13 protein-coding genes are annotated in these 14,886 nt (G+C 41.0%); 4 read left to right on the top strand and 9 right to left on the bottom strand.

The annotated features are described in order from the left end of the window. Window positions 1–4: 4 nt before the first annotated feature. Complete coding sequence (locus tag ACKI4H_RS02160; protein WP_407303540.1) at window positions 5–3,601, top strand: AAA family ATPase; 3,597 nt, start codon at window positions 5–7, stop codon at window positions 3,599–3,601. Between the two features lie 73 nt (window positions 3,602–3,674). On the opposite strand, the gene ACKI4H_RS02155 is transcribed toward ACKI4H_RS02160, so the two are convergent. Both ACKI4H_RS02155 and ACKI4H_RS02150 read right to left on the bottom strand, forming a co-directional pair. Beyond that, a complete protein-coding gene (locus ACKI4H_RS02155; RefSeq protein WP_407303538.1) occupies window positions 3,675–4,472 on the bottom strand; it encodes a thioesterase family protein in 798 nt (265 codons plus the stop codon). A gap of 161 nt (window positions 4,473–4,633) precedes the next feature. Continuing rightward, window positions 4,634–5,320, bottom strand: coding sequence for a YggS family pyridoxal phosphate-dependent enzyme (locus tag ACKI4H_RS02150; RefSeq protein WP_407303537.1), 687 nt, complete (start codon window positions 5,318–5,320; stop codon window positions 4,634–4,636). A 123-nt stretch (window positions 5,321–5,443) separates the two neighbouring features. Here ACKI4H_RS02150 and ACKI4H_RS02145 point away from each other — a divergent pair, with 123 nt between their 5' ends. Beyond that, the gene (locus tag ACKI4H_RS02145; protein ID WP_171528083.1) at window positions 5,444–6,481 is read left to right on the top strand and encodes a type IV pilus twitching motility protein PilT; all 1,038 of its coding nucleotides are present in this window, start codon (window positions 5,444–5,446) and stop codon (window positions 6,479–6,481) included. A gap of 25 nt (window positions 6,482–6,506) precedes the next feature. Then, a complete protein-coding gene (locus ACKI4H_RS02140; RefSeq protein WP_407303536.1) occupies window positions 6,507–7,628 on the top strand; it encodes a PilT/PilU family type 4a pilus ATPase in 1,122 nt (373 codons plus the stop codon). Window positions 7,629–7,699: 71 nt separating this feature from the next. Here ACKI4H_RS02140 and fur read toward each other — a convergent pair whose 3' ends face one another. After that, the gene (fur, locus tag ACKI4H_RS02135; RefSeq protein ID WP_407303535.1) at window positions 7,700–8,137 is read right to left on the bottom strand and encodes a ferric iron uptake transcriptional regulator; all 438 of its coding nucleotides are present in this window, start codon (window positions 8,135–8,137) and stop codon (window positions 7,700–7,702) included. A 112-nt stretch (window positions 8,138–8,249) separates the two neighbouring features. On the opposite strand from fur, the gene ACKI4H_RS02130 reads away from it, so the two are divergent. Beyond that, window positions 8,250–8,648 carry an outer membrane protein assembly factor BamE gene (locus ACKI4H_RS02130; RefSeq protein ID WP_131319161.1) on the top strand — a complete coding sequence of 133 codons (399 nt, stop codon included), beginning with the start codon at window positions 8,250–8,252 and terminating at the stop codon, window positions 8,646–8,648. A 45-nt stretch (window positions 8,649–8,693) separates the two neighbouring features. On the opposite strand, the gene ACKI4H_RS02125 is transcribed toward ACKI4H_RS02130, so the two are convergent. The 6 genes from ACKI4H_RS02125 to ACKI4H_RS02100 form a co-directional block, all read right to left on the bottom strand. Continuing rightward, on the bottom strand, window positions 8,694–9,017 hold the full coding sequence (locus ACKI4H_RS02125) for an RnfH family protein (RefSeq protein ID WP_407303534.1): 324 nt from the start codon (window positions 9,015–9,017) through the stop codon (window positions 8,694–8,696). After that, window positions 9,017–10,093 carry a hypothetical protein gene (locus ACKI4H_RS02120; RefSeq protein ID WP_407303532.1) on the bottom strand — a complete coding sequence of 359 codons (1,077 nt, stop codon included), beginning with the start codon at window positions 10,091–10,093 and terminating at the stop codon, window positions 9,017–9,019. The genes ACKI4H_RS02125 and ACKI4H_RS02120 overlap by 1 nt, the downstream gene beginning before the upstream one ends. A 142-nt stretch (window positions 10,094–10,235) precedes the next feature. Further along, a complete protein-coding gene (locus ACKI4H_RS02115) occupies window positions 10,236–10,691 on the bottom strand; it encodes a bacteriohemerythrin (protein ID WP_407303531.1) in 456 nt (151 codons plus the stop codon). Window positions 10,692–11,162: 471 nt separating this feature from the next. Then, a complete protein-coding gene (locus tag ACKI4H_RS02110) occupies window positions 11,163–12,011 on the bottom strand; it encodes a class II glutamine amidotransferase (RefSeq protein WP_407303530.1) in 849 nt (282 codons plus the stop codon). 208 nt (window positions 12,012–12,219) lie between these two features. Further along, entirely contained in the window at window positions 12,220–13,119 is a 900-nt protein-coding gene (argB, locus tag ACKI4H_RS02105) for an acetylglutamate kinase (RefSeq protein ID WP_407303529.1), read from the bottom strand. A gap of 10 nt (window positions 13,120–13,129) precedes the next feature. Then, a complete protein-coding gene (locus tag ACKI4H_RS02100; RefSeq protein WP_407303528.1) occupies window positions 13,130–14,554 on the bottom strand; it encodes a phosphomannomutase/phosphoglucomutase in 1,425 nt (474 codons plus the stop codon). Window positions 14,555–14,886 lie beyond the last annotated feature (332 nt).

Genomic DNA, 14,886 nt, shown 5'->3' with positions numbered 1-14,886 from the left:
TGCCGTGAAAATTTTATCTATACGTATAAAAAATCTGGCATCTCTTGCTGGTGAACACTTTATTGATTTCGAAAGTGAACCTTTAGCCAATGCCGGTTTAATTGCCATTATTGGCAAAACCGGTGCAGGCAAATCAACGATTCTTGATGCCATGTGTCTGGCACTGTTTAACCAGGTGCCTCGTCTAAAAGGCAGCGATGGCAAACTGGTGGATGTGGATGGTTCAGAATTACTGACAAACTCCCCTTTAACCGTGCTTCGCCGCGGTACAGGGCATGGTTTTGCCGAACTGGTCTTTGTGGCACAAGATCAGAAACATTATCTCGCGCGTTGGGAGATTAAACGTGCGCGTGAAAGTGCCACAGGTAAATTACAAAGTGTGCAACGCCATTTAAAATGCTTAACCGATGGTGTGGTGATTGCGGATAAAGCCAAGGCAGTGGATGCCAATATGCTCAAAATTACTCAACTCAGTTTTGAGCAGTTTACTCGGGCAGTTTTACTGGCTCAATCTGAAGTGACTGCATTTTTAAAAGCACGTGACAATGAACGTGGTGCTTTACTTGAATATTTAACCAACTCCAATATTTTTGCCAAAATTGGTGAAATTGCTTTTCGTAAAACGGCAGATATCGAAAAAGAACGTAAAAAACTCGAAGAAATGTTAGGGCATATTGATCTTATTTCGGAGCAAGAACTCACTGATATACAACAGCAACATCTGCAAATAAAACAACAGCTCACTCAACTTGAACAGAAAAAAACCCGACTTGAATTACAACAGCAATGGTTTGAACATAAACATAAACTTGAGCAAGAGATTATCGTTAAACAACAGTATTTTGATGTACAGCAGTTTAGCCATCAGCAGCTATCAAAAGAACGTGAGCAGTTACAGCGCTTAGAAATATTTTCCAGTATTCGTCCTGTAGTATTCCAACAGCAGCAGAGCATTCAGGCACAACAGCAACTTGCCCCGCAAATCTCACAGTCTGAACAGCAGTTTTTAGTGCTGGAAAACCAATTCGAAGCCCAAAAAAAGATTTATCTAGAGGCTGAAACTGCCCTCAAAAATACCCAAGAATTTGAACAGCAACATGACCATGCCTTACAGCAGGTTCGTCACTGTATTCTGGAACGTGAATTTATTGGGCAGGAATTTCGTAAAGCCTATGCCAAACTGGATGAGCTGAAACTTCAAAAGCTGCCTTTAGAACAGCAACTCAACGTAACCTTGCAACAGGCTCAACAGCTTGAACACAACCAAGCTGCTATCACGCAACAACTGCAACACAGCCAACAGTTTTCAGCTTTAGACCACGGTTTAGATGTTCATCTTGGGCAATTACAACGTTTTATTCAACACTATCAAAATATTGAAAATAGTTTAGGTAATCTTGCGACTGCCCAACAAAATTTTGTACTGCAACAACAGCAGCTTGAACAACATATTTCACAGTTTGGAAATATGGCAGCACTAGAACACCAATTAGCAGAAATACGTCAACAGCGTGAACAAAAACTGGCTCAACAGAATCAGTTCAGTTTGATTGAGCAAAAACTCGCTCAGTGGTTTTCAGATCATCATGAAAAAACCGCCGCTCAATCACAATTAGACACTTTAACCGTCAGCGTGCAACAACTGCAACATCAGACCCAGCAGGCAGAACAGAATTATCTAGCAGCAAAATTAGAACGTGAAAAACTGCAGCAGTTTTTACAACAACAACGTTTGCTGCATACAGAAAATATTGAACAGCTGCGCAACGACTTGCAATCTGGGGAAGCGTGTCTGGTCTGTGGCAGTACCCATCATCCTTATAAAGAAGATCAAAGCATTATTTCTAAAACGCTGTTTAATCTACAACAGCAACAAGAACAACCCGCGATTGAACTTGAGCAAGCGACATTTAAAATATGGCAAGAGCAGCAACTCCGTTTAACTCAATTACAGACTGAACATACCCAGACTGAAACTACAATCACGCAATTAACAACAAAACTTGAAGCGACAAAAGTCGCATTAGAACAGCTGTTTAAACTTGCTGCATTACAGCTTGATTTAGAACAGTCGCAGCCACGTCTGAATGAAGGATTTTTGGCAGCTCAAACCCAAATCAAACTGACTTTAAAGCAGGCTGAACAACAGATTTCAAACTTGCTTCAAGCCTCTAAAGATCAACAGTCATTATCTACTCAGATTCAGGAGCAACAGCATTTGCTTGAATCTGCTCAGACCTTGCAAACTCAAGTGAATGATGTTTTTTCTTGCCTAAGTCCAGTCCAACAACAAGCATGGCAACAGAACACCATTCATACGGCGCAGCAAATTCAACAGGATTTGCAGCAGCGCTTTAAACAGCTGCAACAGTTACAACAGCTCGATACAGATTTAAGCGCACAACAACAGGGACTGCAAAAAGCACAGTCCGATCTTGGCTATCTGTTAAAACAGCTTGAGGAGACTCAACAAGTCGTAAATGAACTTTCTGAAAAAGGACAACAAAACAGTAAAATTGCCTGTTCGCTTATTTTTGATATGACAGGCACACAGCAAGACAAGCCGAATGAATGGCTCAAAGCGCATGATCAAAAACGTCAGCAACAGCAAGCCACTTATGCTCAATTGAAACAACATTTTGAACAATTACGTCAAAATTTTGAAACGCAAAAGAACCTGTTAAACCAGCTTAAAGTTCAACAACAACAGTATATAGAGGCTCAAGAAAAATCGGATACTGGAATTCAGCAATGGTTAACGCTGCATCCTGATTTTGAAGCGGATCAGTTAACCCAATTACTGCTCATTGATAGCACTCAAGAGCAACAGATTCGTCAGCAACTCCAGCAAGCCGAACGAATGCTGAATGAAGCATCGTCGGCTTTAAAAACCATGCATGGACAACTTGCTGAACATTTAAAATTACAGCCTGACTGCGATTTCACCGCATTACAACAGCGATTAGAGCAGCATCTCACGATATTAAAAGCCCAACGAGATGTTTATGACCAACTCAATTTAAAACTCGAAGTGCATCAGCAAAATGTGCACAAACTGCAAAAATATGCCGATCAGATTAAAAATATTCAGCAACAGGAACACCGCTGGGGCAAAATTTCAGGCCTGATCGGGGATGCAAAAGGCAAAGATTTTCGTGATTATGCACAGCAATATAATCTCGATATTCTGGTTGAACATGCCAATCAGCAACTTACCCTGTTGTCGCAGCGTTATACCCTCAAGCGTCTGGATCACTCGTTAAGCCTCGCGATTGTTGATCATGACATGGATGGTGAAACCCGTTCAGTCTCCTCTCTTTCTGGCGGTGAATCCTTCCTGACTGCCCTGGCCTTGTCTTTGGCCATTGCCAATATGGCGTCAGGTTCAATGAAAATCGAATCGCTATTTATTGATGAAGGTTTTGGAACTTTAGATGCATCTTCTTTATATATGGTGATGAATGCCTTGGATCAATTACAAAGCCAAGGGCGCAAAGTAGTGCTGATCTCTCATATTCAGGAAATGCACGAACGTATTCCGGTACAAATTCAGGTGAAACCGTTGGGTGCAGGTGCCAGTACCATTCAGGTGGTGGGTTAATTAAAAATCCAGACTTAATAAAAAAGCCTAGAAAAATGCCCCTAGGCTTTTTTATTAGCAAACAATCTATGATTTATGTCATAGGACGCAGGGTCAGAATCTGTTCACTGCGCCCGAATGATCCAGAAAGATCATGCAACACAGAGCTGGTCAGGCCAATGCCATCTTCCCCATACTGCTGCACAGTTTCCAAGCCCAGCCACTGACCTTGCGGTAAACGGTGCATATGGATCTGTAAATCCAGATTAGGAAAGCCCCAACTAAAGGGTACTTCTTGACGTGGCACAATACCATTGGCTGTATCCACCATGCCCATTAAGCGAACAAAATCGCTGGTCGGTTCACCTTCAACCATATCATGCGGCGTTCGCAACCAGACAATGCCCTTGCCTGCACAACGCTCATGACTTCTTGCTTCGATGGACTGAATATATCCACCCGGCCACTGACGAATCCCTTCCCAGATCGGGGCATTTTCAGGGCCAGCCGCATCTGCATCTTCCAGACCTTTTATCAACTGGCTATTTTGGGTGATCATGCGCCAGGTTCTTGCGACCACACAGGTTTTACCCCCGGCTATCATTTCTGACTCAATCAGCTCAATGGTCTTGCCCGGGCGAATCACTTGGGTGGTGATACTAAACTCACCCGCAGGAATCAGACCTAAAATATCCAAACTGACCCGGCCAATGCGCATATCACTACGCGGTGAAAATTGGTCCAATTCCGCACAGATAATTCCGGTCGCGGGTGCCATATGCTGTTCATGTTCATTCCATGCGCCTTGGGCCAGTAGCGTTGAGCGGTAATGCGCCGTGACTTTTCCGGTGGTATCCGTATCTCGCCCGATGAGTTGATAATATGCCGCCATAAACTTGCCTATTTCCTTGGTCGAATCAATGGTTTTTATACAGATTATTCCTTTAGCTGGTTCTTCTTGTACTCAACTTTAGTGGAAAGTTCAATTTCTAAAACAAAAACTGAACCCTAAAGTTCAGTTTTCAAAACGGTCAAAATGAATGTGAGTATGGTTTACTTGGAATAATCCCGCGCTCCGAATAATGCCGTTCCCACCCGAACCATGGTTGAACCTGCGGCAATCGCCTCAGTCATATCCCCTGACATGCCCATACTTAAGGTATCCCAGTCTTCAGGATGTGCATGTTCAGATTTTACTTGTTCAAACAACTGCTTGGCATCGCTAAAAGCCTGGGTATTATTCGGTGCAGGAATTACCATCAAGCCACGCAATTTTAAGTGTGGAAGTTGACTAATCTTTTTAACCAGTTCCGCCACTTCATTTGGCTGACAGCCGTCTTTGGTGTCTTGGGCATCAATATTGACCTGTAAACAGATATTCAGCGGTGGCTGAGATACTTCACGCTGACTGGATAAACGCTCGGCAATAATCAAACGATCCACCCCATGCACCCAGGCAAAGCTTGATGCCAGATGTTTGGTTTTATTGCGCTGCACATGGCCAATGAAATGCCATTCGATGTCTAAATCATTTAAATTTTCAATTTTATCCAAAGCCTCTTGCAAATAATTTTCACCAAAGGCGCGCTGCCCGGCCTGGTACATTTCACGTAAGGACTCACTTGGCTGAGTCTTCGAAACAGCCAGTAACTGTACGGTTTCCGGCTCACGCTGGGCCTGTTTACAGGCATCTTCTATTTGCTGTAAAACTTGATTTCGTGACGCTTGAAGACTATTCATTGACAAGGTTCTCATTTTCATTCATCTTTTTTACTTTTCCTTTAAACTAACTGTTGGTTAAGCTCTGGGAAAGCCTTATTATTCTAACAAAATAAATAACATTTAAATGATCTCGGGGAAATTATGGACATCACTGAACTTTTAGCCTTTTCTGCTAAAAATGGGGCGTCGGACTTACACTTATCAGCAGGTATGCCACCACTCATCCGTGTCGATGGCGAAGTTCGCCGTATTAATTTACCGGCTTTAGAACATAAAGAAGTACACAAACTTGTGTATGACATCATGAACGATAAACAGCGTCGTGATTTCGAAGAAAAACTTGAAACTGACTTCTCTTTTGAAGTACCAGGGGTAGCGCGTTTCCGTGTTAACGCATTCAACCAGAACCGCGGTGCAGGTGCAGTATTCCGTACCATTCCCTCAAAAGTTCTGACCATTGAAGATCTGGGCATGGGCCAAATCTTTAAAGATATTTGTAATTTCCCGCGTGGAATTGTACTGGTTACAGGCCCAACAGGTTCGGGCAAATCAACCACCTTGGCTGCGATGGTCGATTACATTAATGACAACCGTTATGATCATATTTTGACTGTAGAAGACCCGATTGAGTTTGTACACGAATCAAAAAAATGTCTGGTCAACCAGCGTGAAGTCCACCGCGATACGCATGGCTTTAACGAAGCCTTACGTTCTGCTCTGCGTGAAGACCCTGACATCATTCTGGTCGGTGAGATGCGTGACCTTGAAACCATCCGTTTGGCATTGACTGCCGCTGAAACGGGCCACTTGGTCTTTGGTACACTACATACCACCTCTGCGGCAAAAACCATTGACCGTGTGATTGACGTATTCCCGGCAGAAGAAAAAGACATGGTTCGTGCCATGTTGTCTGAATCATTGCAAGCCGTAATTTCTCAGACTTTATTGAAGAAAAATGGGGGCGGTCGTGTCGCAGCACATGAAATCATGATTGGTATTCCTGCCATCCGTAACCTAATCCGTGAAAACAAAGTAGCTCAAATGTATTCTGCCATTCAAACCGGTGCCAACTACGGTATGACTACGCTGGATCAAAGCCTGAAAACTCTGGTCGCTAAAGGCATTATCAGCCCACAAACTGCGCGTACCATGGCAAAACAACCAGAATCATTCTTATAAGTTTAAACGGATTTAGGATCTTATTATGGATTTTAACGACTTACTGAATTTGATGATTCAACAGCAGGCATCCGACTTGTTTATTACTGCTGATGTTGAACCGTCCATGAAAATTAATGGTCAGATTGTTCCAATCGCAAAGACCAAGCTGACTGGCGAAATTGTCGGGCAACTTTTAAACTCGATTATGAGTGAAAAGCAGCGTAAAGAATTTGCTGAAACGCGCGAATGTAACTTTGCCATCAGTAACCGCGACAAGACTGCCCGTTTCCGTGTCAGTGCATTTCAACAGCGCGATGAACCCGGTATGGTATTGCGTCGTATCGAAACCATTATTCCAACCATGGATGAGCTGAAGTTACCGCCTATTTTAAAAGAATTGGCCATGACCAAGCGCGGCATCATTATGTTTGTGGGCGCAACAGGTACCGGTAAATCGACCTCTTTGGCTTCCATTATTGGCTATCGTAACCAGAATTCAAAAGGCCATATCATTACCATTGAAGACCCGATTGAATTTATTCATGAACATGCGGGCTGTATTATTACCCAGCGTGAAGTCGGGATTGATACCGACTCTTTTGAAATTGCCTTGAAAAATACCCTGCGTCAGGCACCGGATGTTATTTTGATTGGGGAGATCCGTTCACGCGAAACTATGGATTATGCGATTGCTTTTGCCGAAACAGGGCACTTGGTATTTGCCACGCTGCATGCCAACAATGCCAACCAGGCCATTGACCGGATTATTCACTTCTTTGATGCGGACCGTCATAATCAATTATTTATGGACTTGTCACTCAATTTAAAGGCCGTGGTTGCGCAACAACTCATTCCCTCTGTAGATGGCCAGTCTCGTCGCGCAGCGATCGAAATTCTGATCAATTCACCTTTAATTGCAGACATGATCCGTAAGGGGGATGTTCATGAAATTAAAGAATTAATGAAGCGTTCACGTGAACTCGGGATGCAAACCTTTGACCAGGCCTTGTTTGACTTGTATAAAGCCAAACAGATTACCTATAAAGATGCCTTGAAGCACGCAGACTCACCCAACGACCTGCGTCTGCAAATCAAGTTATCCGAAGAAGGAGGCGATCGCTTATTGCATGCAAGTTCCAATATCACCTTCGATGGTCAGGCTTAACGTTCAACGTTAAATGCAAAAAAAACAGGCTTCAAAAGAAGCCTGTTTTTTTAACTAATTCTAAGTCAGTATTATTTTTTACGTAAAGCATCCTGGCATTCAGATGCATCACAATAACCATAAAGATTTAAAGAGTGACCCGTCAAAGTAAAGCCATATTTTTCAGCCACTTCATGTTGCTGAGTTTCAATCACATCATTTGTAAATTCAACGACTTTGTTGCAATTCAGGCAAACAATATGATCATGGTGATCTTCTTGCATAATTTCGAAAACGGAATGATTATTTTCAAAATGATGACGTTGAATAATCCCCGCAGCTTCAAACTGTGTTAACACGCGGTACACAGTTGCTAAACCGACATCTTCACCTTGTTCCAGTAAAGTTTTATAAATGTCTTCTGCGCTTAAATGGTGTTGTCTTGAATTTTCTAGTAATTCCAATATTTTTATTCGTGGAAGCGTAACTTTAAGTCCAGCTTTGCGTAAATCTTGATTTGAAATAGGCATGTAAAAAGGTCTCTCAACAAATTTAAAGTTGGAATATGCAACAAAGTTTAGATGCAGTATGATCTATCCGTGGATCAAATGCATCATAATTAATTTGGGATAGTGTAGCAAAATGCAAAAAATCATGTTGACGTTGTTCGTCACTTCACTGCTCGCAGGCTGTTCGACCTTGGGCGTTTATAAAGTTGATATTCCGCAAGGGACGCCATTAACTCAAGCACAAGCTTCAAAAATTCAGGTCGGTATGAGTCACCAACAAGTTCGCTTTTTGTTAGGTAGCCCTACTGTTTCAGATCCAATGAATCCTTTACGTTGGGACTACATCTACAACTATACACCAGGAACCTATGCTAAAAAAGCCAAAATCCCGGCTGCTCACGGTCAACATTTAAGAATTTACTTCGATCAAACAGGGACTGTCATCAAGATTGAAGGTTTGGAAACCATTCCAGAATCTCAACCCGGCTTACCAGGATCAAAAGAAGCGATTCTCAATGCGCCACCACTATAGCCGCTTTAAAATAAAAATAAACCCCTCAATGAGGGGTTTTTCTTATCACTTCAATTGTTTAAAGCGATTTCCGCGGCAATAAAGTCCAACCGGATTTTCTGCAGCACGTTTTCGGCGAATATCCTTCGGATTGACCGTTAATGCACGATAAATCTCGACACGATCACCTGCTTGTAATATTTGATTTGGATCTTGTAATCGCATCCCAAAGATCCCCAATGCAAGTGATTCGGGTAAAGTAATTTGTCCCCGAATACCACTTTGTTCAATTGCATCTAAAGCCGTCATGCCGGGTTGAAAAGGGACAGCCAGATAAAACTGTTGATCCTGAGCCGCATACGCTACCCAAACCTGTTGTATCTCACTCATTAGACCAATTGTCCAATAATTGCAATCATTGCCACAATGATCGATACAGGAAGCACGACACGCACTGCAATACGCCACAAGTTATAAAACAGCTCATTATTAAAATTCATGGATTTACGTAAATGGCTAATTTTCATAATCCATCCGGCAAAAATTGCATAGATCAAGCAAATGATTAGGCCCCAAAGCATGAGTACCGTATTAAAAATTAGGTTCATTGCAGGAATGACCCAAATCAATACAGCCACCAAAATCACAAGCCATTGAACCGCGATATTCAACTGACGCTGTATCAATTGTTCACGTGCCATATTGATTAAAAGTGCCGATGCACTGACTACAGCAACTACAAACGCTGGAATTTGAGCATCAGCGGCAAAAAAGCCAAAAGCAACTACTGCCAACAATTGCGCAATCCAGATTGGCAAGGCTGTTTTGGTTGCAACATCTTGTTGTTTTACTGCAGCTAAACTACTTTGCCAGTATAAGCCCATGCCTAAACCGCTAGCCACGAGTGCCAATACAGTCGCACTGCCCCATTCGCTAAATTCAACAGGCGTCACTTGCCAAGCAGGCAAAGCCGTGCCCATCACATTCGCTAAAATTAAGGACGCTAAAACACCCACCACACTTAAGATAACAATAATCTTTCGCGGCGCAAATGAAAGTGCAATTGCAACAATCGCCAAGCCAACAAACAACAGATTTGGCGCAATGTCATTAAAGGCAAAGTGCCCCAATAAATGGCTTGCATTAGACAGCATACCGCCTGTCAGGAAAGGAATAAAGACAACCGCTAACCAACCCACCAGACGCCATTTCTGCGATGCATCTGCATCACGCGTCAAGCTAGACAATGCATTTAACGCTGTGGTTTTTGAGCGCTTCGCCAAGGCAATTTCTAAATAACAGATCGGTAATGCCAAAATAAGCATAGTACCTAACCATAACAACCAAAAATCAAGTTGACGCTCAACTTGAATCCCGACTATCGGTGCTAATGTGGCAATGATGATAAAAGATAAACAAAATGCTATCAGCGGTGATAGCCATCGTGACATAGCATTGTCCTGCATGATGCGTTCCTTAAAAAAGTCTTTCGCTATTTTGCCTTTGTCATAGGGGAAAATCAAAAAGAAAAAGCAAACCACCACGATTGATGATTTGCTGCGCAAGATTATTATGACTTTTATTAGTTGTTATCTGGCTTATTTTTCTTTATGAAAAGAAACGAGCAAACCAATTTTTACCTGTTTTCTTTTCTTTTTCCTTAATAATCCCCATCATATTTTCTTTCACGGCCCCTACATAATCCGCATCATCGTGCTGAATATGATTAATTAACCATTTTGAAAGCACTTCATGGAGTTCACCTTCAATAGCTTGACCCATTTCAAAACGGTCACGGTAAGATTCAATCTTTTTAATAAATAAATCGTGAACACGTTTATGCGGTACACGGTATTTATAACCCGCTTCTTCTTGCAAGGACTCTTCAAAGGTAAAATGCGATTGTGTATAATCAATAATATTTTCAAGAATTTGTTTAATACGGGAACGATCCGTATGTTCTGAGACATCATCAATTTCATTGATATAATCAAGAATTCGTTTGTGTTGATCGTCAATCACATCGATACCAGTATTATATTCTGGAACCCATTTCATTTTCATTACGACCACCTATAAAATATATACGATTCATCACATAAATTCATAATATATTGATTTTTAACAAATAAAAATCAACCAAAATGGTTGGTTTTAAATAAAAAACCATAAAAAAAACATAAACAATTGATATATAATGTTTTTTAATAAAACACCAACCAAAAGAATAAAGTATTTTTTAACCAAAATAATCTATTAATTGGATTATTAAAAACTTAAATTGAACTTTAATTCTCAAAAATTTATTTAAAAAATAAAATACTTAAATTAAATTCCAGCTAAAAAAATAATATGAATGGAGATGATTCAAAAAAAATGATAAACACATTTTTATAATTAAGAAAATTATTAAATTTTTAGGCTGATTAAAATATAAAAGCAAAAAAATTAAAATATTCCATTCACAAGATAAAAATCTATAAAGTTATTTGCTCGAATAATTTTATAGATTTATATTATTTAATTTTTTATTGACTAATATTGATCTGCTCTGGTTATTCTTTTTAATTCCGGATTTAATTTTTCACGTTCTAAGCGTTCTATATACGTCTGTTGTGTTCGAATGGGACGCCCTTCCTGAAATAAAATCATTTCTCCAGGTTCAAAGGCTGTCCACAGTTCATTTTGCGTTAAAGGTTCGGTGGTAATTACCGCAACACGATCTTCAGGTGTGGTCACCTGACTGAAATCAACCTCTACATCCAGATCAATCAATTGCGCCGGTTTAAATGGATATTCTCGTACCAGCCAATGCAATTTGGTGATGGCATAAGTGAATAGAGCCTGCCCATTCGATAGGCAAAAATTAAATGTCCCATATTCGGCTATTTGGGGAGAGGCTTCAGCCAACAGATCAAAAATTTGATTCAGCTTTGGTTCATGATAACCAAATTTATGCACCAGCTGATCGAGTAAAAAACAAAATGCCCGTTCACTATCAGTATTTCCCACAGGGATAAACCGACCTGATAAAGTGGGGTTATAGTCATGCAAATCGCCATTATGGGCAAAAATCCACTGACGGCCCCATAATTCACGGCTGAATGGATGCGAGTTTTCTAAATTGATCTTGCCTTGGGTTGCTTTACGAATATGGGCAATCACATTACGTGATTTAATAGGATAATTACGCACCAGTTCAGCAATCGGAGACTCAACCGCTGATTGATTATCGACAAACAGTCGGCAGGCTTTATCTTCAAAAAAGGCAATGCCAAAACCGTCACAATGGTCGGATGTAATGCCCGCGCGTTGAGAAAAACCACGAAATGAGAAAGTCACATCCGTTGGCGTAGCACAATTCATTCCGAGCAACTGACACATAGTCTTGATCAAACAGAAAATACAGGATTTTTCTATTTTGCATGACTGGGCTAGGCGTTGCAAATCTCAATTTACAATACCCCCTCACTCTTTTCTGCATTAGTTCAATAATTCGGGGTAAATACTTTATTTTATTAAAAATTTAGTTTAAAAAATTTTAACAAGACAATAAAAAAGCCTCACAAGGAGGCTTTTTAAAATGACTGATTTAATGCTTGGCACGGTTGGTAATAAGAGTCCCTACACCATGATCTGTAAAAATTTCCAGTAAAGTGGCATGTGGAACTCGGCCATCTACGATATGCGCACTGACTACGCCACCTTTCACCGCATCCAGTGCACAACCCACTTTAGGAATCATGCCACCATAAATCACACCGGTTTCAATCAAACGGTCGACTTCTTGAGTAGTTAAACCTGTGAGCAAATTTTTATTTTCATCTAGAACACCAGAAATATTGGTCAGAAGAATAAGTTTTTCTGCACCTAAAGCTTCAGCCACTTTGCCTGCGACTAAATCGGCATTGATGTTGTAAGTATTACCTTCGTCATCTACGCCAAGCGGAGCAATCACCGGAATGAAATCGCTATTAGTGAACATTTCCAATACGTCAGTCTTCACACCAACAACTTCGCCGACCAAGCCAAGATCAATCTGTTGTACTGTGCCATCTTCAGCGGTCTTTTCCATCAGCAACTTTTGTGCACGCAGCAAATTGCCATCCTTGCCGGTTAAACCAATGGCACGCCCGCCATGCTGGTTGATGAGGTTGACGATAGATTTGTTCACGCTGCCGCCCAAAACCATTTCAACCACTTCCATGGTTGCAGGATCAGTTACACGCATGCCATCAATACGGTCAGATTCACGACCAAGCTGCTTCAAGAAGGAATCCACTTGTGGACCACCGCCATGCACCACGATTGGATTTAAACCGACAGTTTTCAACAATACAATGTCACGTGCGAACGAGCTTTCCAGCTCTGGATCAGTCATTGCGTTGCCACCATATTTCACTACTAGCGTCTTACCCGCAAAACGTTGAATGTACGGCAAAGCTTCAGTCAAAATTTGTGCTTTGTCGATGCCAGTATGCTGATGTGGCATTCGCCTCTCCTTATTGAGCATCTAAAATGTCTTGTGCGATTCTAGGATATCGGTCACTTAACATGGAAACAAATGTGTGTCGAATCGCGTTTAATCTTACAGGATTGTCTGCGTCAAAGCGTACTGTAAAATATTCACCGGTATTCGATGCTCGAATAATGCCAAATCCATCTTTAAAATCAAGTCGTACCCCATCAATTTTACTTAATTTGGCCCCCAAAGCATGACTTTTGATTTCAACATCATGTAATACCGCTTTCGGTTCTTCACTATGAGTACTAATGTAAAGATCTTCAGTACAACTACGCTCAGGGTAAGCAAGTAATGCTTTAGATAGGGTTAAATCCGGTTTTTGATCCAAATATTCGAGTACACGCAAAGCCGCATATAGACCATCATCATAGCCAAAACCACGTCCGTCATTAAAAACATAATGACCTGCATATTCTCCGCCAAAGACTGCTTTGCCTTTAGATTGCGACATGTAACTACGCAAAAAAGAACTGCCTGTACGAATCATTTTCGCCTGTCCACCTAAGTGATGAACGGTATTTTTCACCATGGTCGAACATTTCACATCGTAAACGATTTCATGGCCGGGATGCGTTTTCAAACATATCTCGGAAAATAAAGCCAGTAATCGATCTGCTGAAATAGTCGTACCATGTTCATCTATTAACACCAGACGATCACCATCACCATCCAGTGCGATACCGATATCGGCTTGCTGTTCAAGGACAGTTTTTCGTAATTCGACAAGATGTTTTTCTTGTGAAGGATCTGGTGCATGATCGGGAAAATCGCCATTCGCCTCACAGCGAATAGGGGTAATCTCACAGCCTAATTTTTTCAACACCCCTACAGCACAACGACCTGCCGAACCATTTAAAGCATCGAGTACCACTTTAAAAGGACGTTTTAACTGGATATCTTTTAAAAGTGCATGCTGATATTCGAGACAATATTGAGTAACCACTTCATGCTGCACAGGTTCAATCACTATTTTTTCTAATGGATCTAAAGCGCTACATGCGGTGATACCGACTTGTTGAATCATCTCAGGACAAGGGGGTTCGCCTTGAATAATCCATTTAATTCCATTATCGGTTTTTGGATTATGACTTGCCGTGAGCATGATCCCGTTACCATCAAATTGACGCGCAATAAAATATAATAATGGCGTTGAACAGCATCCGATGATCGTTGCACTCAAGCCTTTTTCTTCACATACCTGTCTAATGATTTCTGCATATTCCGGACTTGTTAAACGCGCATCATAACCAATGGCAAGTTGAGTCTGTCCGACCTTGTGATATTGGGTCACCAATCCATAGGCAATCGCTTTTACAATTTCAGGAGTCAAAAATGATATTTTTCCGCGAATATCATAAGCACGAAAAATTTGTACCGGAAATTTTTTATTTTTAAGATTCATGATGATTTCTTCTACTTAAAGTAGCCCATAAAGTGAAAGTCTTATGGAATGCTTGATTAGGCTAGATTTCATAAGCCATGCATCATCTTAAAGGGGGGAAGATTAGCATTTTAAATGCATTTCATATTTTTGATCAATGGTAAAAAACTTACAAATATTTTTTTAACAGAAAGGATACGTAATTAAAAAACTAGGGTCTGTTGACATTTGTTGCTTAAAAAAATAGCGAGGTAGTAAAATTAAATCGCCAAACCCAATTTTACTCTCGCTATGCCTCGTACAATGCTGAATAATCAACACTGGTCTAAGTTACTTTCTATTTTCCGAAATTT

Source organism: Acinetobacter sp. (assembly GCF_045628685.1).
Lineage (GTDB): Bacteria > Pseudomonadota > Gammaproteobacteria > Pseudomonadales > Moraxellaceae > Acinetobacter.
Note: the sequence above shows the minus strand (reverse complement) of the source record. Positions and strands in the feature narration are given on the sequence as shown.

Excerpts from the sequence above, each read along its gene's own strand:
- ACKI4H_RS02110 (WP_407303530.1), bottom strand. The coding sequence starts at position 12,011 with ATGTGTCAGTTGCTCGGAATGAATTGTGCTACGCCAACGGATGTGACT.
- ACKI4H_RS02140 (WP_407303536.1), top strand. The coding sequence starts at position 6,507 with ATGGATTTTAACGACTTACTGAATTTGATGATTCAACAGCAGGCATCC.
- ACKI4H_RS02150 (WP_407303537.1), bottom strand. The coding sequence starts at position 5,320 with ATGAATAGTCTTCAAGCGTCACGAAATCAAGTTTTACAGCAAATAGAA.
- argB (WP_407303529.1), bottom strand. The coding sequence starts at position 13,119 with ATGCCACATCAGCATACTGGCATCGACAAAGCACAAATTTTGACTGAA.
- ACKI4H_RS02125 (WP_407303534.1), bottom strand. The coding sequence starts at position 9,017 with ATGAGTGAGATACAACAGGTTTGGGTAGCGTATGCGGCTCAGGATCAA.
- ACKI4H_RS02145 (WP_171528083.1), top strand. The coding sequence starts at position 5,444 with ATGGACATCACTGAACTTTTAGCCTTTTCTGCTAAAAATGGGGCGTCG.
- ACKI4H_RS02100 (WP_407303528.1), bottom strand. The coding sequence starts at position 14,554 with ATGAATCTTAAAAATAAAAAATTTCCGGTACAAATTTTTCGTGCTTAT.
- ACKI4H_RS02130 (WP_131319161.1), top strand. The coding sequence starts at position 8,250 with ATGCAAAAAATCATGTTGACGTTGTTCGTCACTTCACTGCTCGCAGGC.
- ACKI4H_RS02120 (WP_407303532.1), bottom strand. The coding sequence starts at position 10,093 with ATGCAGGACAATGCTATGTCACGATGGCTATCACCGCTGATAGCATTT.
- fur (WP_407303535.1), bottom strand. The coding sequence starts at position 8,137 with ATGCCTATTTCAAATCAAGATTTACGCAAAGCTGGACTTAAAGTTACG.
- ACKI4H_RS02115 (WP_407303531.1), bottom strand. The coding sequence starts at position 10,691 with ATGAAAATGAAATGGGTTCCAGAATATAATACTGGTATCGATGTGATT.
- ACKI4H_RS02155 (WP_407303538.1), bottom strand. The coding sequence starts at position 4,472 with ATGGCGGCATATTATCAACTCATCGGGCGAGATACGGATACCACCGGA.